Origin of the sequence: Thalassotalea psychrophila, assembly GCF_031583595.1 — a bacterium.
Taxonomy (GTDB): Bacteria; Pseudomonadota; Gammaproteobacteria; order Enterobacterales; family Alteromonadaceae; genus Thalassotalea_A; species Thalassotalea_A psychrophila.
The window spans coordinates 4360634-4384948 of the sequence record NZ_CP134145.1; the positions used below are offsets into that span (position 1 = coordinate 4360634).

A 24315-nucleotide genomic window follows, 5' to 3' on the forward strand; every position below is an offset into this window, starting at 1 on the left:
ATCCAGCTAATTCTAAAACCGAAAACACATAATAATTATAAGTAAATCAATATTATATATGCGATTCCATGGGGAACTTTTACAGCATATCAAAAATTAGATGAATAGCAAGAAGTGTGTTAACGAGGCAGATACGAGAATAGCTGTACTCTGTGAGTACAGCTATTTTAAAAGGTTAGATTGTTTAGCAATAACAGACGTTTGATTTTATAACGTGAGGGGAAACTGTCGGCTGAGCATCTCATGATTTATTCTATGAACACTTGACGCTTGTTTGTAAAAATTTGGTTGGATTTTATTGAAGCCATAAGGCAGATGTCGCGGAGCTTTACTTTTTAGCCAGTCTTTTTCAAAACTATCAATGACTTGAAAAAGCTTTGCCGACTTTTCGAATACATGCAAAACCCATCGCTCATCAATCGTATTAGCAACGGGTCGTACATTGTGATCATTTAAATATTGGTACAAACTAGATTTTGGATAAACCCTTTCCTCGCACCATTTATCTAATACAATGTGACTTTCAAAAAAGCTCTTAATATCTTGTGGCTTGTACGCAGATTTTACTCTATTCACTGCAACGGATTCCCACTCGAATACTTTAGCAAGTAATGAAATTTTATGCTCTCGTATGCAGAAGAACTTTGATAACACAGACTTAGATAATAGAGTGTTAAACTGACGATTAGTGTTTTCTTGGAGCAGACTTTGTAATTGAAGCCTATTTACGTAAATACCCGTTAGTTTATTGTTTTTCTCAATATCAAATAACGGTAACTTCTCTCTCAATAATAAGGAAAAAGTTTCAGCAAAGCTACACAGGTATTTTTCTCCTAATTTATCAATTTCATTGATGCAGATGGATAGGCCTTTATTAATATTGACTGACGGTGATGCCGTTTTGATGATATTAGTTAGCCAATTATCAACTTGATTTAAAGAGTAAACATGCTGAGAGCTATTGATAATGGACTCAATACCTTTATTTCGAGCAAGTTCATTAAGCTGACTTGGGGTTAACCCGATTAATTTTGCTGCCTGTTCATCTGATAGTAGTGAAAGTACAGGTGCCACAAGCTTATTGGATAAATTTTTTCTGATTATTTTCGGTAAAAAATCCACTTGAGCAGGTAAAGGTTCAATACTGTCGTCATCATTGTATGGCAACTGAAGAGCGGATAAGTTACAAGCTGGGTAGTTTAATGCTGCAAGATCACAAGTTTTGATACTTGTTAAATGGCTCGCTAAATGATGGTTGAGTTCACATTTAGTTCGCTGCCTAAATGCTGGTGCACTTAATAACGCGTATGCTTTGTCGAAATATTTATGAGCGCATCCTCCAAGCTCTGGGAATCGATTTAACGATACTGTTAAATAATCAGATGGCCTTGAGGCGTGAATTAATGCTTTGTATAGCCCCCGTAAATAATTTTCTCGCGGCATTCCAGTAAGCCTGTTTAGCATTGCTTGGTATAATGGAATATCCCCACCATTAAGCATTGATACATCAACCCAGCGTAATCCACACTTCGCACAGCCATCAAATAAGTATGTATTCCAAGTAAAGCTAGTCTTGCAACATGGGCAAGCGCTTTGTAATTGGGAACAGTGTACCTCGCAATGAGTATGATGGGCTAATTGCCAGTCTTGTTTTAAGTATGCATCTCCCGCCTGGAAGCAACTAATGCAAATATGTGGTGCTTGTAAGTTTATTTTTTTAATGCCGCGGTGTTCATCAAAGTATAAGCACTGAGTTTCAGAAAATTGCTTAAATAACGCATCAGGTTTTAGTAAAAGAAAAGGCGCAAGTTTATTGATAAGCTTTTGAAACATATTGCTGCTAATTTCCAAGGTAGTGATTAAAAACGGTAAGTCAATAACACCAAAAATATGGGATAGCTTTTTGTAACCATTGACCTTAGCGACTCTTAAAACAAAACCAATAAAGCTTTCATCCGAATAAGGTATTGGTCGAACAGTGAATCGTTTATGCATATAGCCCCCTCTTTTTTAGTTCATCTTTTACTTTCTTGATTGAAGCTGTAAAAGGATCTATTTCAACATTTGCGTCATTTTTAAAGCGAGAATTAAATGCGCTACTCAGGACTGACCTTGTGACTGCTTTGTTCTCTGCTGTTTGTTCTACACATTCCATTAATAGGTTGGCAATGCCACGAGCTTTACCATTTGTGGCCAAACAAAAGCGAAGTAGATTGTCATAATTTACTGAATCGATATAACAAATTTCACCCTCAACAAGTGACTCGTTAAGGCATGTAAAATACGGGAGTTTTCGTGGAAAACTTTCTAAAATATCAAATAGATACTCTATGAAGTCGAGAGCATCCTCGTTACTGCAACAGCCAAATGCGGGGATGGTAACTAGACGGTTAAATCGGTCTTTTAACTGGGTGTCTACCTCAATTAATTCCGCAGCTTCAGGAGTCCCCATAAGAACCCAAGCTGCTGAGGTTTTATTTATAAGTTCCTTTAGGATTTTCACCACTTTTGATGTTGGTAATAAGCCAGAACTTGGTAAGATGACTTGGATTTCGTCCAAAAAAACCACCTTTACATCTAATTCACCAATAAGTGTAATTATTCGCGACTTTTGGGAGTCCAAATCGCCAAAACTTGGCTTTGGATCGCCAAGAGCTGTAAGGATTGCAGTGAGAAAACCACTCATTGATGTGCCTGGTGCTTCAACATAAATACCAAATTTATGGTCTTTATGAGCGCAATATGGATACTCGTTTGATTCTCGTACATACTCAGTCATTCTAGATTTACCGCTTCCAGATAATGCAACGATCATCAGACCGCTAGTTTCTAGTTCTCGATATTTAATTGTATTTTCGATTAAGGAAATCGGTGTTTGATATCTTTCCACCATGCTATAGCGTTTTTTAAAAGCAATGGTTTCTGGTTTAAGTTCAAAGTTTGACATGACTGATAAATCTCTTATGTATTTAGACGCTTGATCGATTTTAATCGAGTACGTTTTATGGCTGATGGGAATGATGAAGTGCTACTAGGACTTTCAACGGACAAATGGGATGTATCTTCTTGTGAGGAAGTTGGTTTGCCTTGACCTACGATTTCATCAAGTTCTTCTGGTGGAATAAAGCGAGCAATTTCAGGTTCTTCATGAGACTTTTTGTTTCTTGCTTTTTCAGCCTCTTTTTCATCATATCGCTGTTGAATATCACCAATAATCGTTGTTGATGTTTCGATGGTTTTACGGGAGGTAGCCGAGAGCCTTTTCTTACTTGCTCCTTTTAAAGCCTTATATTCAGCAAGACTGATTGGCTCTTTAATACTTGTACAATCCACCGTGAATTGCTCTCCCGTGAATGGGTCAAGTACACTAATTTTAGATATGTCTAATTCATTATAATACGCTGTGATTTTGACTGTTTTCTTAGTCGAAGGGTCAATTTTATTGCGAAGTTTGGCTAATTTAGCGTTGATATAAAAAACGCTGTTTTTTTGAATACCTTTAACAGCTTGGATTGATGGTGTAAATTCCCGTCCAATAAAACTGTTAAGTTTACTTAAGTATTCGATACTCGGAATTTCGACAAGAGCCTTATATTTATTAGCCATTTGTGCAGGGGACATACCATCTATCCCTGCATGAGGGTTTTGATGGTAAACATCTAGAATAAATTTCTCGGTAATTAAAACGAATTCGTCTACCTTACAAACAGCAAGAGCTTTTACGGTTGAAGTATCTTTATATTCAGCGGTGCGCTTACCTACATAACCTATTATTTTTTTACAGCATTGCTCTCTAAAAGTACGGTTGAAGCGTTCAACCATGGCATTCCTCCAAGGTTTGCTTACTTCTGATGTCATGTCATGAATTTGCATATGAGCAAGGTAGTCTTCACATAACTTCCCTGAAAAAACACCGCTATCATGCCTCAAACTCTCTGGCTTTCCATAGAGAGGATAGCCATTTACACAATGCTCAGGCTTTTTTTTTGGCCGTATAATACGCTTAATCAATTCTACAGCTGCAATCCCCTCTTCTGTTCTAACTTCTGCATAGGAAATAACATAGCCCAGTATGGTCCGTGTAAATACATCGATGGCGAAGTAAACCACAGGCATACCAACGTAATTGCCATCACCATCGGTTAACCCTAAATTAATGTGAACTGCATCAATTTGCACGTGTTCAAGTGGTCGGGTAGCAACAATGTGCTCCTTAGAGTAGCGATATTTAGTTTCTGCGGCGGCCCACCCCTCTCTTTCCCTAACCACTTCTACTGGATCAAGCTTGCTGATGTAGTCAAAAAATGTAGAACGCTTGATTACCTTTTCTTTTTTACGATGTTTTTTAGGTATTACACGCAGATATTTCGCGGCCTGGTTTCTAAACTTTAGGTAAGTCTCTGTAGCACTTGATCCGTTGAGATGTAGATACTCTTTATCGATTACCTCAAAAAATAAATCCATCATTGCTTCGTAAAACTGTGAGGCACGAGGAGTCGCCGTAGACTTAACCATTTTTATGACATTTCGACCAATATCATCACTAGTATATTTTCTATACCACCCTTTTAAAGTACCCAGTTTCGGCACATTTTTACCTGTATCTCCACGCTTCTGAGCTACTTCAAAAATGATACGTCGAACAGCTTCAGTAGCGTATGGCTCGGCCTCGGTTTCGAGTGGCCGTATATAATCACAGTATTTTTCTGCTAATTCCCGTTCTTCGTAAGTGAGTCGTGTAACGCATTGAGCCACTACCATTTCTGATGGTGGTCGTGTTATTAAACCCTGTTCAATTTTTTCATAATATTCAGCAGGGGTTAATGTCTCTAATGCCGCATTTACTGAAATGACAATACATTGCTGCTCTGCTGCAACTATTGATGCTGACTTTTGGTGATAAAGGATGTCACTGCCTTTTTTAATAGCGAAATTTTGCATATTACACACTCTCAAATTTTAGAATGGTTGACTCATTTAATGGCTTTGCAAAGTCAAAAGATAGGAGGCCATGTGCAATAAGCATTTTTATTGCGGAAGCCGATGAATTTAATGATTTAAAGATCTGGTGGAGCTCACTCAAGTGGTATTCTTGGCCAACAGTTAAAATACTGCTTGCCTGATCAAGGGTTTCTTGGGGTATATTTATTAAACGAAAACGATAGAGCTCTCTGAGGTTGGCAACGGTACACCCTTTTTTTATGGTGTCACAGGTGACTAGACGAAGCGGATGGCCGATGTCTTCGTTGAACACTTGGGTAAGTCGATCATATTTTTTTTGAAATTTAGGTTTTAACGCTTCAAATTGAGACTTCACTTCCCACGATTCAAAGTGTCCATCTACATATTTTACGAGAACATCAGGGGTATAACGCCTTATCTTGCCATCGACTTTATACGAAAAACTGAACGGCTGAGGTTTGTAGGTGTGTACGGCCTTATCGAACTCAAGCAAATGATAAAAACACATTTCGAGATGGCTATCACAGTGAACACTGATGTTAGGTTTAATCGCAGCAAACCGCATTGGCGGCATTACTCGACTTTTTCTCGGTATGGGTCGAGTTAGATTCATCATTGCACTTCTCCTAACGATTTATTGCGTATTGCTATCGTTTGAGGAATACATCCGCATGTTGTTATTTTTTTATCTGAACTGTTTTTTTCCTCATCAAAAAATTTAAAATATTCCGCCTGTTTTCTTGAAGTATAGTTAATATCTGCAATAATTAAAGGTTGGGGCTTTGAAAAAGGCATGCTTGTTTAACTCAAATGGTCTGGTTGTTCATTGAGTTAAATTAAATCGCAAACTAAAGCAGATTAAAACACCACAAATTGCGCCTAGTGCAAATTAATAGCTAACCCATTGATAAATAATGGTGAGACTTACGATTTTTACTAATCACCAATATGTAATTAAAGGGATCTTCAAAACATGGTTAAACCTACATTCACGCATCAAGTGATTTTTAGGCTCTTAAGCTCATTTGAAAAAAAAGAAGGAACCGCTAAGGACTTCTTTAAAGAAAATAATATTAATAATCCTACATTTTACTACTTAAGAAAAAAGTACGGAAAAATGTCAGAGGATCAGATTGAAAAGATGTGCCGATTAGAGAAAGAAAACCGCAGGCTAAGAGATGACAACGTAAAGTTGCTTCAAATAAGCAATGCTGCCACCGACTTTATTAAAAGTGAGTTTCCTAGCTCTAAGGTGAGAAGAGAACTTGCAAAAAGGTTTTATAACTTAAAGCAATGTGGACAAACTTGTATCTGTGAGTTATTTTCAATTAAGTGGAATAGTTTTCATCGCTAGGGAACTGCATATAGATATTCAGCCTTTGGTATTCACCGATTAGACTTAGCATAATTTATTGATATGCTCCCATGCGAATATATTACTTTTATGCACTGCTAATGTTAATCCAACACTGACGGGGCAACTACTTTGTGTTTTTAAGCACGTTCATTATATTTAAGAGTTCTTTATCACTCGACAAATATGGGCTTTCGAAGCACTCAATTTTTAGCCAACTGAATTTTGCCCTTTAACAGGGCGTTAGCTGAATCAAATCAGCATTAGCTATTGATTCTAAAGTATTTGATTGATAAAGTTATTTGAATTCCTTATGGGAATAACGGTTTCACCTTCTACTTGTTCAGAAATGGCAAGTCTTCAGTTGTAAATCTTTACACTGGCGGGGGCGGAGCGTCGAAACTTCGCCAACCAAATGGTAACTTACTTTTACTTGGGTTGACACCGTGATTTAGCCTGAGTTTACTCAGGCTTTTTTGTATGGAAATATTATGGATTTAGAGCAGCAAATAGCAAAAATTATCAAAGACGAAGCTGATAAATTAATTGCTCGGTACCATGAATATCATAACCGAATGCACTTAGAGCAAATTAGAAATGAAAAGCGCCTTGGCAACTCAGCAAGTAAGAAGGTCATTCATGTTCCTGACTACTGGTGCCATGACAAAAAATTTAATCCTTTTTATGTAAGAAAACGACATAAAAGCATTGCCAATTCTATTGCAAAAAACATTGAAAATAGAACTTATCAACCTAACCCTCCGTATTTAAAAACTGTTGCTAAATCTGATGGTGGAGAAAGAGTTGTTTCTATATTTCAAATTCCAGATGCAGCTATATCTAAATTATTCTTTAATCGGTTATTGGCTAAAAATCGACATAGGTTTAGTTCTTTTTCATATGCTTATCGAAATGATCGTAACGTCCACTTTGCAATACAAGATATTGCTGTTGATCTAGCGCTAGATGAAAGAACCTTTCTCGCTGAATTTGATTTTTCGGACTTTTTTGGTTCGATCTCTCATGAATATCTTTTTCAGCAATTTGATAAGAACGGATTTTTTATAAGTCCAGAAGAAAAATATGTTATAAAATCCTTTTTAAGTGACCGTAAGGTTGGCATACCCCAGGGAACTTCAATAAGTTTGTTTTTGGCAAACCTTACATGCTGGAAGTTTGATCACAGCTTAGAAAAAGAAGGTGTTAAATTTTCAAGATATGCAGATGATACTGTTGTCTGGACTCCTGATTACTCAAAAATATGTAACTCTTTTGGTTTAATAAATGAATTTTCGAATGACGCAGGTGTTAAAATTAACGCTTCTAAATCTGAAGGAATTTCACTATTAACAAAAGAAGATTTCCCGTCTGAAATAAGTGCTAAGAGCAGCGTTGATTTTCTAGGGTATACCTTGTCAGTTGAGAATGTTTCAATTAAGGAAAAGTCCCTCCAAAAAATTAAAAAGCAACTTTCATATATTTTATATAGAAACTTAATACAGCCATTAAAACAGTCCACTTTAGCAGGGCAAAAAATACCATCTAATAATAGAGATATTTCTTTATTATCTGCAATGATGCAATGTAGACGTTATATATACGGTGGGTTAAGTAAAAAACAAATGAAGGACTACCTTTCAGGTAGAACCAAGAGAATCTATTTCAAAGGTGTCATGAGTTTCTATCCTTTGGTTAATGATGTTGAGCAATTAACTAAGTTAGATGGTTGGTTACTATCAATATTACATAGGACCATTCAACTAAGAGCTGAGTTGCTTTTACAGTGGGGATTTAACCAGTACCATAGTTTTCCATTTAATCAATCAAGGGAGCAACTGTTAAAATCTTGCGCTAAAGAGCGAATTAATGGGAAAGCATTATTAGAAGTTCCAAGCTTTTTGTTGATTCACAAAGCATTACAAAAAGGGTTATTAGAAGCAGGCATTGAAAAAGTTATGAACCCTGAGTCATTAAATTACGACTACTCTACAGTGTAAACTCAGCTAACAAGCTGTTTAACAAGGACAAAGTACAGTTGGCTTTTGTTCCTTCGCCGCTAATTTTAGCCAACTATATTTTGCCCATTAACAGGGCGTTATAGGGCTAGGTGATTAATCTACCCTAGGTAAATATTTAAAGAGATGAGTTATGGATAACCTTAAAGTACGTCTTGAAAATTGTTACGGTATTTCTTCATTTAATGAAATTTTTGATTTATCGAATAACCGAGGAAAAGCTAAAGCTTACTCAATTTATGCCCCAAACGGACTGATGAAAACATCGTTTTCTAGAACTTTTGATGCATTATCAAAAGGTGATCAACCTAAAGAAGAACGTTTTAATCGACAACCAACTTGTGTTATTGAAGCTGATAATGTCGAAATTCAGAAAGAACAAATATACGTTCTTAAATCTGAAATAGAAATCAGTTCTGACAATGATGCTGTAACGAACATTCTTATTAATCAGGAAAGTAAATCTAGATATGATTCATTGATCTCTAATATTAATAAGTTGAAATCAAAGCTTCAAACTACACTTCAGAAAAAGTCCAAATTTAAAAAAGATGATGTCGAAAATAAACTTATAAATGACTTTCAAACAAATGATTTTGTAAGGGCAATAGAGTTAGCAAAAGAAGTTGTTGTTGGTGATGATTTAGGTAGCTTTATTTATAATGAAATATTCGATCCTAAAGCTATTTCTATTTTAGAAAGCCCTGAATTCTTATCAAAATCCAATGAATTTAATCAACGATATCAAGATCTTTTTAATCAAACAGGTACTATATACAGCCGCGGAATTTTTAACCCTACAAAAGCAGACACTTCTTTTAGTACCTTAAACAAGCAAGGATACTTTGCTGGTGGACATAAAGTTCATTTACAAGGTGATGATTCTTCGATTAATTACGAAGAACTACAAGAAAAAATGAGAGTTGTGCACGAATCAATTGACAGCGACGCTGAGCTTAAAAAGTTAAGGGGAAACTTAGCTAAAAATGCACAAACTCAAGCATTGATTTCACTCTTGGAGAATATTTCTGCCACAGAAGTTGATTTACTTTTACATAATGTTAAACCTGAAAACCAAGCAGAATTCAAGCGGAGTTTATGGGCTTTTTATATTCAAAATAGTCCAGATACTGACGTATTTATAGAAGCTTTCTCAGCCAATCAGGCTGAATTACGACAAATTGAATTAGCAGCTGCAACAGAAGCTCCGAACTGGTCTACAGCTATAGAACTTTTTAATAATCGTTTTATCGATATGCCATTCACTTTGTCATTATTTAATCAGGTTGATGCCGCATTAGGAAAAGATAAAGCAAAATTAAAGTTTACGTTTAAAGATGGTAATGATCATATAGATTGTACTAGAAGTGAAATTAAGTCTCTAAGTCAAGGTGAAAGACGCGCACTCTATCTTCTTAATTTTATCTTTGAAGTCGAAGATAGAAAAAGCAAATCAGCGGAAACCCTTTTTATTATTGACGACGTTGCGGACTCTTTCGACTACAAGAATAAGCATGCAATTGTTCAATATCTTGAGGATATATCAAAAGTAGAGCATTTTTCACAATTAATTTTGACTCACAATTTTGATTTCTTTAGGACTTTATCTAATAGTTTTGTACGCTATGAAAGATGTCTAATGGCTAGTAGAACAGCTGATGGCATAAAACTGTCAAAAGCAGAAGGCATAAAAAATTACTTTATTGGTAAGTGGAAAGAGCATATAACAAGCAGTGACTTCATTTTGTGTGCAACTGTACCTTTTACAAGAAACCTACTTGAGTACATAAAAGGTGAAGATGATCCAGACTACTTGAAGCTCACTAGTCTGCTGCACTGGAAAGAAGATACAGCCCAAATTACAATTGGGGACTATTACGAAATTTATAATCGCTTATTTGGTACCAACTACCCGACTACCAATACAAACTCATTTAAAGAATTACTATTTGTTAAAGCTAACGAGATCAAGAATAGAGCTAATCATGAAGGACTAAACTTAGAGGATAAAGTCCTTTTATCAATTGCCATTAGAATGAGATCTGAAATTTTCCTTATCGAAGAAATGCGTAAAATAAAAGAAAACGATACTTATTGGTGTCAATCAATGAATCAATTTGGCGCATTAATAAAATTATACGTAAAAGAATTGCCAGATAGCAATGCTATCAAAACCCTTGAGAAAGTTAGCATTACCGTTAGCTCTAATATTCACCTTAACTCTTTTATGTATGAACCAATATTAGATTTAACTATTGAACATCTGATCACTTTGTATTCAGAAATTTTAGAGTTAGAGTCTACTGTGCCTGCTCCTCAAGAAAGTGAGCCTGCACTATAACAAGTCATTTCAGCAGGACAAATAACAGTTGGCTTTGCTCCTGCGTCGCTTATTTTAACCAACTATTATTTGCCTCTTAGTGAGGCGTTATAAAGGGATTTTATGTCGATCACTGCTAGCGAAAATAATCTATTTGACGAGTGGAAAGGAAATAGAGAAGGTTTCGTTTCGGACGGTTTAGTTTCTGAACTAGATTATTTAAACTCAAAAATAAAAATATGCGTTGTATTGAAGGAAGTTAACGACCCTGACGGTGGTGGCTGGGATCTAAGAGAATTTCTATCTAATGGGGCACGCGCTCAAACTTGGAATAATGTTGTCCGCTGGATAAACAGCATAAGAAATATAGATCGAAATATTCCTTGGGAAGACATTGATAACATCGATGAACAAGATAGAAAATCCCAACTTAAATCTATATGCGCTATGAATTTAAAAAAATCACCAGGCACACATACAGCTGATATTGCTTCTCTTAAATCTGTTGCCAATGAAGATAGTGAGTTTATTAAAAAACAGTTTTCTTTATATGATCCAGACATCACTATTTGTGGTGGTACTGGAGACTTGTTCAAAAGTGTTGCAGGATTAGATGAATATAAATGGAATAGAACTATACGGGGTATTTGGTGGTATGAAAGAGCACCTTGTAAATATGTTGTAGCATACTGTCATCCAGAAGCTAGAGTAGACAATCCATTAATTGTATACGGTTTGATTGATGCAATTCGTGAAATTTACTCATAACAAGTGACTATGGTGTTATCAATACAAAAACTAATCCGAAATTACTTTTTCTAGCTAAATCCTAATGTCTCTTGTGTGGCAGCAGGAGAAATGAGAAGTATATATACCAATCAATAACAGCTTTAAGGATGGTTCTACGCAGCCTAGGTTATATATTGCCGAGTAGTTCACTTATAAATATCAATGCGCCAGATGTCTCTTCACCTACCTCTAGTTTTAACCCGCAACCTTGTTTTTGGATATGTTTTACCTAAAACGGCGGAAAGTCTCACCGCTGCGATACGGGAGCTGTCAAATGATACATAAGTCAACAAAAAGGGGATTATAGAGCTAAGTTATCTATTGAGCGTTTAAAATATCACAAAAAGGGCATTATAGGGCTAAGTTATCTATAGAGTGTATAAAACATCACAAAAAGGGGATTACTTTTCAGTAAAAACATTGGTTCTCATTCGTCTCTTAAATGCCATAAGCGGAAGTTGGGTTGTCACCTATTAATATCAACTAAAGCCACAATATAGTCTTTATAAGACTGCTTTTTCATATCAAGATAAAGTCTTCTTCACACCGCATTCCTGACCTAAATCACACTAAATTAAGCAATACTTATTGCTAATATTTATTTCAAAGTTTGCGAAAGAGGGTAAAAGCACTTTTTCAAATTAATAGTTAGATAGTACCTATTTGGTATCCCAATATAGATATTTGTTTGAATATATTATCCGTACACCTATATTTTAAATATTGTTATCGGTAGGCTAACAATAAAAAAGTGGGTAAATAATAGTACCCACTTGGACTAAATACTAAAGTGAATTATTTATAAAAGACTCGATAAAGCTCTTTTTTTGATTTACGAGTTGTTAACACTACCTCTTTAATATCACCTGTCACCCTATTTCCACTACACCCCTTAAACTCAAAAACATAAGATATATTTATATAAGGCGTACTAAGATCGGGATACTCTCCAAAAGAATCTAAGAAATTAAATTTGGTCGTATCTAAATAAAACGTCCCTTCTTTTTGAACAATTGGTGAATCATCCCTTTCGTACCACTTCTTTGTATGAAGGGTAACTCCAAACATGGGCATTTTACGATTTGGCACGGGATCCGAGAACAGTCCTGTACGCATTTTATAATTTGGCAGAACGACATTGTTAATTACATATGTTCCATGAACATTCTGATTAGCATTACCATAGTTTTTGAAAAGAGCTGTAACTCTTGAACCCACTCCAGGACCAAATTTATAAGCTCCTCTTGGGAGAGGAAAATCATACGCTCTAGTTAAGTAATCACGATTATTAAATAACACCTTCTCAGGCACCGCTGAGGCGTAAGTTGAATATTTGCCCTTTGAAAGACCTTTGCCATAAAACTTTAAATATTGTGTACTTTCATCAAATGTAAAAAATGCTGCGGGGTGAGAAATAAAAAACCGTTTACCTATTAATTCAGACTTCAATTCTTTACGCTTTTGCTGCCAAGCATTCCATGATTTTTCTTTTTCCTCTTTACGAATAGCAGGAGATTTTTTCGGATCGTTCCCTGTGTAATAGGTTGCATTTTCATAAGTGAAAACCTCACAATAGGCAACTTTAGCGTTATATATATCAATGTCACTTGGCTCAGAAACACTCACCCCACCAGATGTCATTGTACTCGCGCAACCGTAAAGCATCGACACTAAACAAGCCGACACTATAGACTGATACTTCATGTAAATATCCTTAATTTTAAATTAACAAAAACAAGAACAAATATCTGCCAAAAATGTGAATTATACATTCTCAAAATCAACCGACACTATTAAATTACTAATAAAAATCACACTGAACAAATTGAATCAACCATTTGAAACAACGTGTCAAATTTATATCTGTAGTTTATATAGCCTGCCTGACGTTCAAACATTTTTTGCTCGATTAAGTCCATCTAACAGGTTTGTTAGCGGACAATATACACTCTGACAAACCAATATCAATTCTCAAAGCAAGGCGTGTTAAATAATTGATAAATAATTAATAATTAATAATTAATTATTGATAAATAATTAATTATTGATAAATAAATAAATAATTATTGATGCGACTGGATTGAAATTACGAATGTTCTATATAGTGACGTATACATTTATTGAATAACACTTGTTTATTACATATCAGCGAACCTTTCAATTTAGGGAATTTTCAAATACTCTATTTTTAAATAACTGACTAACAAAATGTGTAAAAGTAGAGGTTAAAGGTATTTTGAATATCTTTTGGTTTTATATAAATCAAATCAACAAAGGTCGCCTATTCGCTCATCGGAGCCGTTCGTTTTCAATAACTTACGCTAAATGCCGCAACCGTGCAAATTGTGCCTTTTCCTTCCTCTCATACCCTCTACTTTAATAACAGAACATTTGTACTATAATTTCCAAAGACACAAAGCGTCCTCTAGTTTAAGGCTTTAATTATGAATTTAGAAACAAAAATTAAAACGATTATTGTAGCGATAATATATCTTTCTATTGTACCTATGGCTTTTGCGCAATCTTCTGAAGAAAAACATAATCTGAAGGTTTATAAACAATGGACTGATTTGTGGAACGAGGGACATTACGATTTAATGCCCCAAATTGTAGCTGCAACTTATATAAGGCATGAACCTAAAGGCAATAGAACAGTTACAAGGGGAGAATATTTACAAGAAATTAAAAATTACCGTGAAAAACTTAATATGAGATTTGTTAATCTTAAAATATCTGCCGATAAAGACCTGATTTGGGCTTTATGGACTGTTTCGACTACTGACCCAAAAACAGGTGAGAAAAATCAGGGCCGAGGCGTACAGCTTTATCGTCTCAAAGAAGGGAAGCTGGTAGAAACATGGTGGATGGGCACAATAGACCAAGGCGCGTGGCCTCTATAGAGTTAGCTTTTACTGTTATCGAAATATATTGGAAGGTGATTCATGACCAATGCTGAAACGCTCGAACTCATTGCGTTATACGCTAATAACGCATTAACAAGCTTTACCATTTATATCTCATTTACATTCGGTTTCTTAATTACCGCATTCATTGTTGGAGCTAAACTTACACACTATCAAGTATTTGTGGTCTGCGCCTTGTATGTAATTTCTGTGGGAAGTATGGCAATCTCTTTAATTGTAAATATGCAAGTTTGGGTGGCTATCAAAGAAAGCCACGCTACGATTATAGACGAACTCCCGCTCGCCAATGGGACTTTTTGGATTACCTATATGTGTATTGTTTTGATGGGGGGTATTTTAGTAAGCCTGTATTTCTTGTGGGACATAAGGCAAGGCCACAAGCTTAACTCTTTTAAGTAAGTACAACACCTGAGATGAGTTAAAGTAATTTAATTTGCATTCACCGATTGAAATCACAGCTCAAAGCAGTCGGTAGCGACAACTAAAAACTTGTGTTTTTACAATAACATCATGTATTGTATTTGTACAAATAAACAATAATTGCGACGGTCGCATAAGAGCGAATAGCGGAAGTAAAATTAAAGATTAATATGGATATAATAAGAACAATCTCCAAACTCCCAATGTTTAAACAAGCATTTCAAATTAAAGTATCTCCTCACGAATTAACGGGTGAAAATTTAATCACTCGAAAAGTGTTATCAATTAGACGCAGTTCTAGCCACCCGAGAAGCTTAACTGGTGATTTCTTTGAGCTTGAGCGGGATATTAAAAAGGTAATGCAACAATTAACGGTAAGGAGATGGGTAAAAGCAAACGTATTAATTTGCCTCGAAGGCCTAGACGAGGGGGGTTATACTAACGTTGAAAAGAGAGCGTTTAAGGAAGCCGTTATGGGGGCTGGAGCTATGGATGTTTATTTAGCTGAGAAGGCAATCGACTTCACTACTGCTTATGATGTCCTTGTCAAAGGAAAGACTATTGAGGAAAAAAAAGATAAAGAGCCCTTTAGAATAACTCGCATTGAACTGCTAATCATAATTTCAATTTTAGGGATAGTATTAAGTTACCTAAAAGGATTTGGCGTCATTTAAAGCCTATATTAGAACTTTCTAATAGACCGCTATTGGCACACTTGAGACCGATGGCTGTTTAACGTAATGCGAACAACAGCCGCACAAGCTCTTCTGATTGTAATCATTTCATTCTCTATAGCTGACGTACGAGCTTCTTCCAATAATGGTAACTACTCCGACTTTGAACATAAATAGTAAAGCAACAGCTTTCATTTTAGCTTGAAGTTAAAACTCTTTTTAATTGAGGTATCTACCATAAATTATAATTCCTTTACAAGTGTAAATATTAAGCTAACATTTTATTAGCTACAAAACAGGTTTTTATATAAGGAAGCTGGAAACATGGCATTTGATTATAAGAGCTTTAAAAAACAGATAAAATACATACGGGCTTGTGTTTTACTTTTTGGGTTACTAATTCATAACCCACCTTTTGTCCAAGCATCCGATATTGTTGAAAAAGATATGGTTGATAAAATTGTGTCTTATATTGAATTGGAGATGGGCCGCTCAGAAATACCTGGTTTAGCGTTAGCTATTGTTAAGGGTGATACAACTATCCACGTACAAGGATTTGGGAAAGCTGACGAGAATGGGCGAAGGGTAACAGGGGATACCTCTTTTATATTGGGGTCGACATCAAAATCCTTCACAGCGATGGCAATTTTGCAATTGTTTGATAAAGGGTTAATTGAACTGGACAAGCCTGTGCAAAATTACATTCCTTGGTTCAGGGTTGGTGATAAGGATAAGTCCTCAGAAATAACATTAAGACATTTACTAAATCAAACCAGCGGTTTTTCCACAGAAACAGGCAGAAAGAAATTTACAGATGGGGATACATCGCCTGAAGCTTTGGAAAAAGGAATTAGGGAACTTAAGGATGTAAATCTTGTAACTCCTGTTGGGAGCAGTTTTAATTATAGCAATACAAATTATGACTTGCTTGGTCTTGTCGTTCAGACGGTCTCTGGTATGAGTTATGAAAAATATATTCAAAAGAATATATTTGATCCCCTTGATATGACACATAGTTATACAGATAAGGAATCAGCGCGAAATAATGGACTTGCGACGGGATACAATTATTTTATAGGGAAAGCTTTTCCAACCCCTGATATTCCTTACCCCAGACGAAAAAAACCTGCTGGTTATCTGATATCCAGTGCAAAAGATATCAGCCACTATATGATTGCCCAACTAAATAGTGGGCGTTACCTTGATAACAAACTGCTCTCTGATGCTTCGATGCAACTATACCATACTCCCGAGAAGCAACATTATGCGATGGGATGGCTAAGTCGACAGCTTAATGGAAAAAAGCTTGTAATGCATAAGGGTTTAGTTGCGAACTATCGTTCGGAAATTATTATGATTCCTGAAGAAGGCTTGGGAGTGGTGGTGCTCATTAACGGGCAAGATTCCGTATTTGATGGTACGGTCAGAATGCTGCCAGAGAATGTTTATTTGCTTTTGACAGGCGGAAAAATAAGAGAAAGCAGGGCTGGCACTTTTGATAAAGTTTTTTATGCAATTACATTAATTTTAGTTTTGCAGCTGATTGGGATACCGCGAACTTTCCTGTTAATTAAACGTTGGAAATCTGGATTGCCTACTCTAAATCGGTGGAGCTATTTCAGATTTTTAGTCGCCCCACTTGTGATGAGCGTTTTACTTTCGATCGCATTTTTAGTGGTGCTTCCAAAGGCAAATCAAATGACAGTGTCTGATGTATTATTATTTGCTCCAGACATCTCTTGGGCAGCAATAATATCTGGCACATTGGCCCTAGCTTGGGGAATAATTAGGACCGTATTAGTGGGCAATGTTTTGTTTAAGAAATCAACAGAGGAAGCCGAGCAATGAAGTGGGTTAATAAATGGAGATGGGTAACCTGATTCAGGAAGGGACAAAACCACGGGCAAGCTTTTAATCCTACAGCTTACACCTGCTACGCATTCCAATACAAATTTCTCTGCCTCTTAAGGTAAAAAGGCACCGAAAATAATCCGCAAGTCGAATGACCGCAGTTGGCACAAACCAGACCCTTTGAGGTCTGGTTTTTCATTTCTGAAACCGTCCGCAATGTGGCAACAAAAGAATTTGCGATCTCAAGTTTAAGGTCTTCTTTGTGACACTTGAGGTCGAATATTCGACGAATTATTGCCAAGTATAATTTTTTCGCTACTTCGTAGTAAACCGTCCGTTTCTGTGGCATTACAACGCAAAGAAGCCTGTTGAATCACTCGACCCAGACTAATGACACCAACTGCCACGAGCGGTCGCTTTTCACCTATCTTTCACCTGTTTTTAGTGAAGTCACAAAAATTAGGTGAATCATGGCTGATTTTGCCACTAAGCGGAAGGTTTTGGGCTTTCCGACGCCTAAAATGTCGTATAAATCAATAATTGTCCGATAAAGCTCCTTATACGACAACTAATGCCACTAAGCCGATCCACAACATGCTTCAGGAGATCCTTCTTCTCACTCTAGCTTAGCTCCTAAATGATAATTTATTTAGGAGCTTCTTCTTTTATATGACGGCGATTTTTTCTTTTCCTGATTTTGGCACGAAACAGCCCTTCATTTTTTAGTGTTTTCTCGTTTGAATCCTCAATTGTCCAACAACTTGTTGGACAATTGAGTGGTTGGTTCCATTTTGGAACATATGGTCATTTGCATATTAGTTAGTTCAGCTTTTTACACGGTTGGGAACGCACGGGATACGAGTTATTGCAAAAAACGCAACTACTTATGATTTTTTGACACTTAGATAAACATCAACATGTAGTTTTGAACATAAATTAAGCTACGTTCATAGAGGCCGCCCCCTATTATAAAGGTGAGTTTAATTGATTTTCGATCGGCATAAAGGTTAGCGCCATGCCCCTACGCACCATTACCGTGCTTGAAAACTTACCTTACACATAATAGACTTTTACTGTCAGGCCATATTTCTCATGGACTGTTCATATAAATTTATATATTACAATATGTTATAAAGACTACTACTTTGCATAATTAGGAATTGACTTAAATATACAGTTTCACCCCTCTGGACAAAATTTTATTTGGAACTGGAAACCACATAAATTTAATCATTTTAAGGATTTACAGTTGCGTTTACTTTATAGCTGTATATACTGACAGTACAATGTACTGTACAGAAAAACAGGTTACTCAAAAATAATATGCGCCCACTTACTAACAGACAGCAACAAATATTTGATCTTATTAAAGAAAAAATTGCCGATACAGGAATGCCGCCTACGCGAGCTGAAATTGCTGATTTCTTCGGTTTCAAGTCGGCCAATGCAGCAGAAGAGCATTTAAAAGCGCTCGCTAAGAAAGGTTTTATAGAAATGCTGCCGGGTACGTCTCGTGGTATTCGCCTTGCAGAAGAACATATCGAAGAAGAAGGCTTACCACTAATTGGCCGAGTTGCTGCTGGTGAGCCCATTTTGGCGCAAGAGCATGTTGAAGAGCATTACAAAATTGATGGTAGTTTATTTCATCCCGCTGCCGATTACTTATTACGAGTAAATGGCGAAAGCATGAAAGACATTGGTATTTTAGATGGTGATTTATTAGCGGTTCATCAAACAACTGATATTCAAAATGGCCAAGTCGTGGTTGCTAGAGTTGAAGACGACGTAACGGTAAAACGTTATAAGCGTGACGGTAATGTAGTGCATTTACATGCAGAAAATGAAGACTTCTCTCCAATTATTGTCGACTTAGCTAACCAACATTTTAATATTGAAGGCATTGCTGTTGGTGTTATCCGCAACGCTGATTGGATGTAGTCTGCCGCCACTTTAACAGTATAAAAAACAAACAACACATAAAGGCTAAATTATTCACTTAATTTAGCCTTTTTCTTTTCTCTGTGTCCCTTTAACTGCGCCTAACCTATTCAATTTTAGTAGTATTTACTCTACTAACATTTAAGTAATTAATTTAACTTTTTTATAACAAAGCACTAGACCTTGCCTAAAAATTAAGTAATTCTAGAGCGGATAATATACAAATATTACGCTGTAGACTCCCTACCCCATTCATCGATGTAGGTTTTTTACGTAACACAATAATAAAAATAAATTACGGAAATTAGAGACATCGAATAAAGATGTATCTTGTCACTTATTTCTGTATTTTCTAGGCTAATAAAAGCAGAGGAGATGTCGAGTGAAGAGACGTAACCTGGGTTGGCTGTTGTTGGGAAGTTTAATTTCCAGTTCAGCTTGGGCAGATATGCAATTAAATCTAACTAAAGGTGTGACCGAAGTCAGCCATGAAGTCTATGATTTGCATATGTTGGTAATGTGGATTTGTACGGTAATTGGTGTCGTTGTTTTTGGCGCTATGTTCTGGTCAATGATCTTTCACCGTAAGTCCAAAGGGGCAAAACCTGCCTCATTTCATGAAAGCACTAAAGTAGAAATTCTTTGGACCGCTATCCCTATTTTAATTCTTATCGGTATGGCATGGCCTGCAACAACCACGTTGATTGACATGGAAGATAACAGTAATTCTGATATCACCGTGCAAGTTACTGGTTCGCAGTGGAAATGGCATTATAAGTATTTTGATCAAGGCATTGAGTTTTACAGTGTTTTATCTACACCGACAGCTCAGTATCAAAATCAAAACGGTCCTGGTGAAGCAAAAGGTGAAAATTACTTACTTGAAGTAGACAAACCGTTAGTAATTCCAGTAAATCGTAAAGTTCGTTTCTTAATTACTTCAGATGATGTTATTCACGCTTGGTGGGTTCCAGCATTTGCAGTTAAACAAGATGCGAACCCTGGTTTTATCAATGAAGCTTGGACCTTTGTTAATGAGCCAGGAATTTACCGCGGTCAATGTGCTGAACTTTGTGGTAAAGATCATGGGTTCATGCCTATTGTGGTTGATGTTCGCTCTGAAGTTGATTACGAACTTTGGGTAAATGAGCAAAAGATTGCAATGACTAAAGCAGCTGAAGCTGAAGCGCAATCACTTACAGCTAAACTTCCTATGGAAGAGTTAATGGCGTTAGGTGAGCAAACTTATGCTGCTCATTGTGCAGCATGTCACCAACCAACAGGTATGGGTTTACCACCAGCATTCCCTGCACTTAAAGGCAGTGAAATAGCTACTGCACCAAGTAAACTTGGCGAACACATTGCCGTGGTTTTCAATGGCCGTTCTGGTACAGGCATGCAAGGTTACGGTAAGCAGTTATCACTTAAAGAGATTGCCGCGGTTATAACGTACGAGCGTAATGCTTGGGATAATAATACCGGTCAAGCTGTACAACCTGCTGATGTTAAATTTATTGTCGAAGGAACTGATGGCGCAACAATTGCTGAACCGTCGACTCCTGCTGCCGTAGAAGAAGTTGCTGTTGAAAGCACTGAAGTAAATTTAGCCGACTTGTCTATGGATGAGTTAATGAGCAAAGGAGAAGAAGTTTACAACACCCGTTGTGCTGCTTGTCACCAAGCCTCAGGCGCTGGTATGCCACCAGCATTCCCAGCCTTAAAAGGTAGTCCAATTGCCACTGGCGATGTTAATGCACACATTAGCATGGTTGTAGATGGTAAAGCGGGCACTGCCATGATGGGCTTTGCTGCACAGTTATCTCCACAAGAGATGGCTGCAGTAATAACTTATGAACGTAATGCTTGGGGCAATAGCACCGGCGATATGGTTCAAGCTAACGACGTAGCCAAATAAGGGGGAATGATTATGACAACAGCAACTGACACTATGGATCATCATGACGACGATCATCATGATCATAAAATGACCGGCATTAAGCGCTGGTTATACACAACTAACCATAAAGATATTGGTACCCTTTATCTTTGGTTCTCTTTCATTATGCTGCTTACTGGTGGTGCAATGGCTATGGTAATACGTGCCGAGCTATTTCAACCTGGTTTGCAAATTATAGAACCTGACTTTTTTAACCAAATGACAACAGTACACGGTTTGATCATGGTATTTGGTGCCATCATGCCAGCCTTTACCGGCTTGGCTAACTGGATGCTACCTATGATGATTGGTGCTCCAGATATGGCGCTACCACGTTTAAACAACTGGTCATTCTGGATATTACCATTTGCCTTTGGCATTTTATTGTCATCGTTGTTCATGGAAGGCGGCGGTCCTAACTTTGGTTGGACATTCTACGCACCTCTATCAACAACGTATTCAAATGGTAGTACTGCATTTTTCGTATTTGCTGTTCATATTATGGGGATTTCGTCAATTATGGGGGCAATTAACATTGTTGTTACCATAATGAACTTACGTGCTCCAGGTATGACTTACATGAAAATGCCATTATTTGTTTGGACATTCTTCATCACTGCTTACTTATTAATAGCAGTTATGCCGGTCCTCGCAGGTACAGTAACTATGGTATTAACCGATACTTACTTTGGCACTGACTTTTTTAATGCTGCTGGGGGCGGTGATCCGGTAATGTTCCAGCATATTTTCTGGTTCTTTGGTCATCCTGAAGTTTACATTATGATATTGCCTGCCTTTGGTATCGTTTCAACCATTATTCCTGCGTTTGCACGTAAGAAGCTATTTGGTTACAGCTCAATGGTTTATGCAACATCATCGATAGCGTTCCTGTCCTTTATTGTCTGGGCGCATCACATGTTTACTACAGGTATGCCGCTTGCAGGTGAGTTGTTCTTTATGTACTGCACCATGTTAATTGCGGTACCTACTGGGGTTAAAGTATTTAACTGGGTAGCAACCATGTGGAAAGGCTCGATGACTTTTGAAACACCTATGTTGTTCTCAATTGCCTTCGTAATTTTGTTCACTATTGGTGGTTTCTCTGGATTAATGCTAGCGATGACGCCAGTGGATTTCCAATATCATGATACCTATTTTGTTGTCGCGCATTTCCATTACGTACTAGTGACCGGCTCATTGTTCTCAATTTATGCTGGTGCATATTACTGGTTACCAAAATGGACTGGCAACATGTACAACGAGAAGTTAGGCAAGTTCCACTTTTGGTGTTCATTAATTTCTGTAAATCTATTGTTCTTCCCTATGCATTTCTTAGGTCTAGCTGGTATGCCACGTCGTATTCCAGATTACGCCCTACAATTTGCTGACTTTAACAAGTGGGTGAGCATAGGTGGTTTTGCCTTTGGTTTATCACAACTAATATTCTTAGTGTTGGTGATCAAATGTATTCGTGGCGGTGAAAAAGCGCCGGCGAAACCTTGGGATGGTGCTGAAGGTTTAGAGTGGGAAGTTCCATCTCCTGCGCCTTATCACACATTCTCAACACCACCAGAAATTAAGTAATAGGGAAAGCACATGACTAAAGACCAAGCACAGCCATTGGACAAAAAAGTGAAAAAAGGAGTAACGAAACTTGTTGTAACTGTATTCGCTATGTTCGCTTTCGGCTTTGCTTTGGTACCTTTATACGATGTGTTTTGTGATATCACTGGGTTAAATGGCAAAACAGCAACTACTGCTGCTGCTGTTAATGAAGATGGCATTGATACTTCAAGATTGATTCGAGTTCAGTTTATTAGCCGCACCGCAAAAGGTGCGCCTTGGCAATTTAAGCCAGAAATGAACTCTATTGATGTCCACCCAGGGGAAATGAAATTTGTAAAATATTACGCGAAAAATGAATCAGGTCGAGATGGTGTTGCGCAAGCAGTACCATCTGTTTCGCCCGGTCAGGCAGCTAATTATTTTCAGAAAATTGAATGTTTTTGCTTTAATCAGCAACCATTACAAGCGAATGAAGAAGCCTGGTTACCACTGCAATTTTATGTGGATCCAGAACTGCCAGAACATATCACTGAACTAACTTTGTCATATACCTTATATGACATTACAGCCAGTGAAGAAACCGCCGAAGTTTCAAAAAGTCGTGTAGGAGAAGAATAATGACAACAACAAAAGAATATGAAAGTTATTACGTTCCTGATCAAAGTAAATGGCCAATTATAGGTGCCTTTGCATTATTTTTAATCGCCATAGGTGCGGGTAATTATGTCGCTAATATAGACACTGGCGAAGGCATAGGTGGTTGGATCCTGTTAGGCGGCATCGCGCTGTTAATTTATATGGTATTTGGCTGGTTCAATAATGTTATTAGCGAATCGATGGCAGGTAAATACAGTGGTCAAATGGATAATTCATTTCGCCAAGGTATGAGCTGGTTTATCTTTTCAGAAGTAATGTTTTTTGCTGCATTTTTTGGTGCGCTTTTTTACGCCAGAATGCTAAGTGTTCCATGGCTTGGTGGAGCTGATAACAACTTGGAAACGTTCCAAGTATTATGGCCTGAATTTCATGCGGCATGGCCTTTAACAACTACACCTGATGGTACTACTACCGAAGCTATGGGTTGGAACGGCTTACCTCTGTATAACACTATATTATTAATGACCTCATCTATCACCGCTCATTTTGCCCACGTTGCTTTAGAGCAAAACAAACGTGGCGTGTTAAAGGTTTGGTTGGGTATAACGGTTTTATTAGGTTTAGCGTTTTTAGTACTGCAAGTTGAAGAATACATTCATGCATATTCTGCTATGGGGTTAACCCTAGCGAGTGGTATTTATGGTAATACCTTCTTTATGCTAACCGGTTTCCATGGCATGCACGTTACCTTAGGAACCATCATGTTAATTGTGATGCTGTGTCGTGTATTTAAGGGACACTTTACCCCTGAAAATCACTTTGCCTTTCAAGCTGCTAGTTGGTACTGGCATTTTGTAGATGTGGTATGGGTGTTGCTGTTTTTGTTTGTTTATATATTGTAGTAACGTTATAAAAACTGCGCTTAACTTTAGGCGCAGTTTATTCGTTCTAGGAACTAGGAACTAGGAA

18 protein-coding genes are annotated in these 24315 nt (G+C 37.1%); 13 read left to right on the forward strand and 5 right to left on the reverse strand.

The genetic code is table 11. The features are described 5' to 3' along the window. Positions 1-207: 207 nt before the first annotated feature. The 4 genes from RGQ13_RS18140 to RGQ13_RS18155 are packed head-to-tail and all read right to left on the reverse strand — an operon-like array spanning position 208 to position 5578. Positions 208-1995, reverse strand: a complete 1788-nt coding sequence (locus RGQ13_RS18140; RefSeq protein WP_348391136.1) for a hypothetical protein — start codon at positions 1993-1995, stop codon at positions 208-210. After that, on the reverse strand, positions 1988-2947 hold the full coding sequence (locus RGQ13_RS18145) for a TniB family NTP-binding protein (RefSeq protein WP_348391137.1): 960 nt from the start codon (positions 2945-2947) through the stop codon (positions 1988-1990). The genes RGQ13_RS18140 and RGQ13_RS18145 overlap by 8 nt, the downstream gene beginning before the upstream one ends. Before the next feature lie 14 nt (positions 2948-2961). Then, positions 2962-4941, reverse strand: a complete 1980-nt coding sequence (locus RGQ13_RS18150) for a hypothetical protein (RefSeq protein WP_348391138.1) — start codon at positions 4939-4941, stop codon at positions 2962-2964. 1 nt (position 4942) lies between these two features. Then, positions 4943-5578, reverse strand: a complete 636-nt coding sequence (locus RGQ13_RS18155; protein WP_348391139.1) for a TnsA endonuclease N-terminal domain-containing protein — start codon at positions 5576-5578, stop codon at positions 4943-4945. Between the two features lie 357 nt (positions 5579-5935). Between RGQ13_RS18155 and RGQ13_RS18160 the strand changes: the two genes are divergently transcribed. The 4 genes from RGQ13_RS18160 (at position 5936) to RGQ13_RS18175 (ending at position 11419) form a co-directional block, all read left to right on the forward strand. Next, the gene (locus RGQ13_RS18160; RefSeq protein WP_348391140.1) at positions 5936-6316 is read left to right on the forward strand and encodes a transposase; all 381 of its coding nucleotides are present in this window, start codon (positions 5936-5938) and stop codon (positions 6314-6316) included. 491 nt (positions 6317-6807) lie between these two features. Then, positions 6808-8313, forward strand: coding sequence for a reverse transcriptase domain-containing protein (locus tag RGQ13_RS18165; protein ID WP_348391141.1), 1506 nt, complete (start codon positions 6808-6810; stop codon positions 8311-8313). Between the two features lie 151 nt (positions 8314-8464). Further along, positions 8465-10672, forward strand: coding sequence for a hypothetical protein (locus tag RGQ13_RS18170; RefSeq protein WP_348391142.1), 2208 nt, complete (start codon positions 8465-8467; stop codon positions 10670-10672). Positions 10673-10774: 102 nt separating this feature from the next. Next, entirely contained in the window at positions 10775-11419 is a 645-nt protein-coding gene (locus RGQ13_RS18175; protein WP_348391143.1) for a hypothetical protein, read from the forward strand. A gap of 816 nt (positions 11420-12235) precedes the next feature. On the opposite strand, the gene RGQ13_RS18180 is transcribed toward RGQ13_RS18175, so the two are convergent. Then, positions 12236-13144: a hypothetical protein gene (locus RGQ13_RS18180; RefSeq protein WP_348391144.1), complete on the reverse strand. Its 909-nt coding sequence runs from the start codon at positions 13142-13144 to the stop codon at positions 12236-12238. Between the two features lie 740 nt (positions 13145-13884). Between RGQ13_RS18180 and RGQ13_RS18185 the strand changes: the two genes are divergently transcribed. From RGQ13_RS18185 to RGQ13_RS18225, 9 genes are all read left to right on the forward strand, one after another. Beyond that, a complete protein-coding gene (locus RGQ13_RS18185) occupies positions 13885-14340 on the forward strand; it encodes a nuclear transport factor 2 family protein (protein ID WP_348391145.1) in 456 nt (151 codons plus the stop codon). A gap of 42 nt (positions 14341-14382) precedes the next feature. Further along, positions 14383-14763, forward strand: a complete 381-nt coding sequence (locus RGQ13_RS18190; protein WP_348391146.1) for a hypothetical protein — start codon at positions 14383-14385, stop codon at positions 14761-14763. A gap of 191 nt (positions 14764-14954) precedes the next feature. Continuing rightward, the gene (locus RGQ13_RS18195; RefSeq protein WP_348391147.1) at positions 14955-15458 is read left to right on the forward strand and encodes a hypothetical protein; all 504 of its coding nucleotides are present in this window, start codon (positions 14955-14957) and stop codon (positions 15456-15458) included. 324 nt (positions 15459-15782) lie between these two features. Continuing rightward, the gene (locus RGQ13_RS18200) at positions 15783-17306 is read left to right on the forward strand and encodes a serine hydrolase domain-containing protein (RefSeq protein ID WP_348391148.1); all 1524 of its coding nucleotides are present in this window, start codon (positions 15783-15785) and stop codon (positions 17304-17306) included. A 1326-nt stretch (positions 17307-18632) separates the two neighbouring features. After that, positions 18633-19247: a transcriptional repressor LexA gene (gene lexA, locus RGQ13_RS18205; RefSeq protein ID WP_348391149.1), complete on the forward strand. Its 615-nt coding sequence runs from the start codon at positions 18633-18635 to the stop codon at positions 19245-19247. Between the two features lie 382 nt (positions 19248-19629). Continuing rightward, positions 19630-21162 carry a cytochrome c oxidase subunit II gene (gene coxB / locus RGQ13_RS18210; RefSeq protein ID WP_405054143.1) on the forward strand — a complete coding sequence of 511 codons (1533 nt, stop codon included), beginning with the start codon at positions 19630-19632 and terminating at the stop codon, positions 21160-21162. 33 nt (positions 21163-21195) lie between these two features. Next, a complete protein-coding gene (ctaD, locus tag RGQ13_RS18215) occupies positions 21196-22767 on the forward strand; it encodes a cytochrome c oxidase subunit I (protein ID WP_348393434.1) in 1572 nt (523 codons plus the stop codon). Between the two features lie 12 nt (positions 22768-22779). Further along, positions 22780-23367 (forward strand): cytochrome c oxidase assembly protein, encoded by a 588-nt coding sequence (locus RGQ13_RS18220; RefSeq protein ID WP_348391150.1) that lies wholly within the window; start codon positions 22780-22782, stop codon positions 23365-23367. After that, the gene (locus RGQ13_RS18225; protein ID WP_348391151.1) at positions 23367-24248 is read left to right on the forward strand and encodes a cytochrome c oxidase subunit 3; all 882 of its coding nucleotides are present in this window, start codon (positions 23367-23369) and stop codon (positions 24246-24248) included. The genes RGQ13_RS18220 and RGQ13_RS18225 overlap by 1 nt, the downstream gene beginning before the upstream one ends. Positions 24249-24315 lie beyond the last annotated feature (67 nt).

Excerpts from the sequence above, each read along its gene's own strand:
- RGQ13_RS18140 (WP_348391136.1), bottom strand. The coding sequence starts at position 1,995 with ATGCATAAACGATTCACTGTTCGACCAATACCTTATTCGGATGAAAGC.
- RGQ13_RS18145 (WP_348391137.1), bottom strand. The coding sequence starts at position 2,947 with ATGTCAAACTTTGAACTTAAACCAGAAACCATTGCTTTTAAAAAACGC.
- RGQ13_RS18150 (WP_348391138.1), bottom strand. The coding sequence starts at position 4,941 with ATGCAAAATTTCGCTATTAAAAAAGGCAGTGACATCCTTTATCACCAA.
- RGQ13_RS18155 (WP_348391139.1), bottom strand. The coding sequence starts at position 5,578 with ATGATGAATCTAACTCGACCCATACCGAGAAAAAGTCGAGTAATGCCG.
- RGQ13_RS18160 (WP_348391140.1), top strand. The coding sequence starts at position 5,936 with ATGGTTAAACCTACATTCACGCATCAAGTGATTTTTAGGCTCTTAAGC.
- RGQ13_RS18165 (WP_348391141.1), top strand. The coding sequence starts at position 6,808 with ATGGATTTAGAGCAGCAAATAGCAAAAATTATCAAAGACGAAGCTGAT.
- RGQ13_RS18170 (WP_348391142.1), top strand. The coding sequence starts at position 8,465 with ATGGATAACCTTAAAGTACGTCTTGAAAATTGTTACGGTATTTCTTCA.
- RGQ13_RS18175 (WP_348391143.1), top strand. The coding sequence starts at position 10,775 with ATGTCGATCACTGCTAGCGAAAATAATCTATTTGACGAGTGGAAAGGA.
- RGQ13_RS18180 (WP_348391144.1), bottom strand. The coding sequence starts at position 13,144 with ATGAAGTATCAGTCTATAGTGTCGGCTTGTTTAGTGTCGATGCTTTAC.
- RGQ13_RS18185 (WP_348391145.1), top strand. The coding sequence starts at position 13,885 with ATGAATTTAGAAACAAAAATTAAAACGATTATTGTAGCGATAATATAT.
- RGQ13_RS18190 (WP_348391146.1), top strand. The coding sequence starts at position 14,383 with ATGACCAATGCTGAAACGCTCGAACTCATTGCGTTATACGCTAATAAC.
- RGQ13_RS18195 (WP_348391147.1), top strand. The coding sequence starts at position 14,955 with ATGGATATAATAAGAACAATCTCCAAACTCCCAATGTTTAAACAAGCA.
- RGQ13_RS18200 (WP_348391148.1), top strand. The coding sequence starts at position 15,783 with ATGGCATTTGATTATAAGAGCTTTAAAAAACAGATAAAATACATACGG.
- lexA (WP_348391149.1), top strand. The coding sequence starts at position 18,633 with ATGCGCCCACTTACTAACAGACAGCAACAAATATTTGATCTTATTAAA.
- ctaD (WP_348393434.1), top strand. The coding sequence starts at position 21,196 with ATGGATCATCATGACGACGATCATCATGATCATAAAATGACCGGCATT.
- RGQ13_RS18220 (WP_348391150.1), top strand. The coding sequence starts at position 22,780 with ATGACTAAAGACCAAGCACAGCCATTGGACAAAAAAGTGAAAAAAGGA.
- RGQ13_RS18225 (WP_348391151.1), top strand. The coding sequence starts at position 23,367 with ATGACAACAACAAAAGAATATGAAAGTTATTACGTTCCTGATCAAAGT.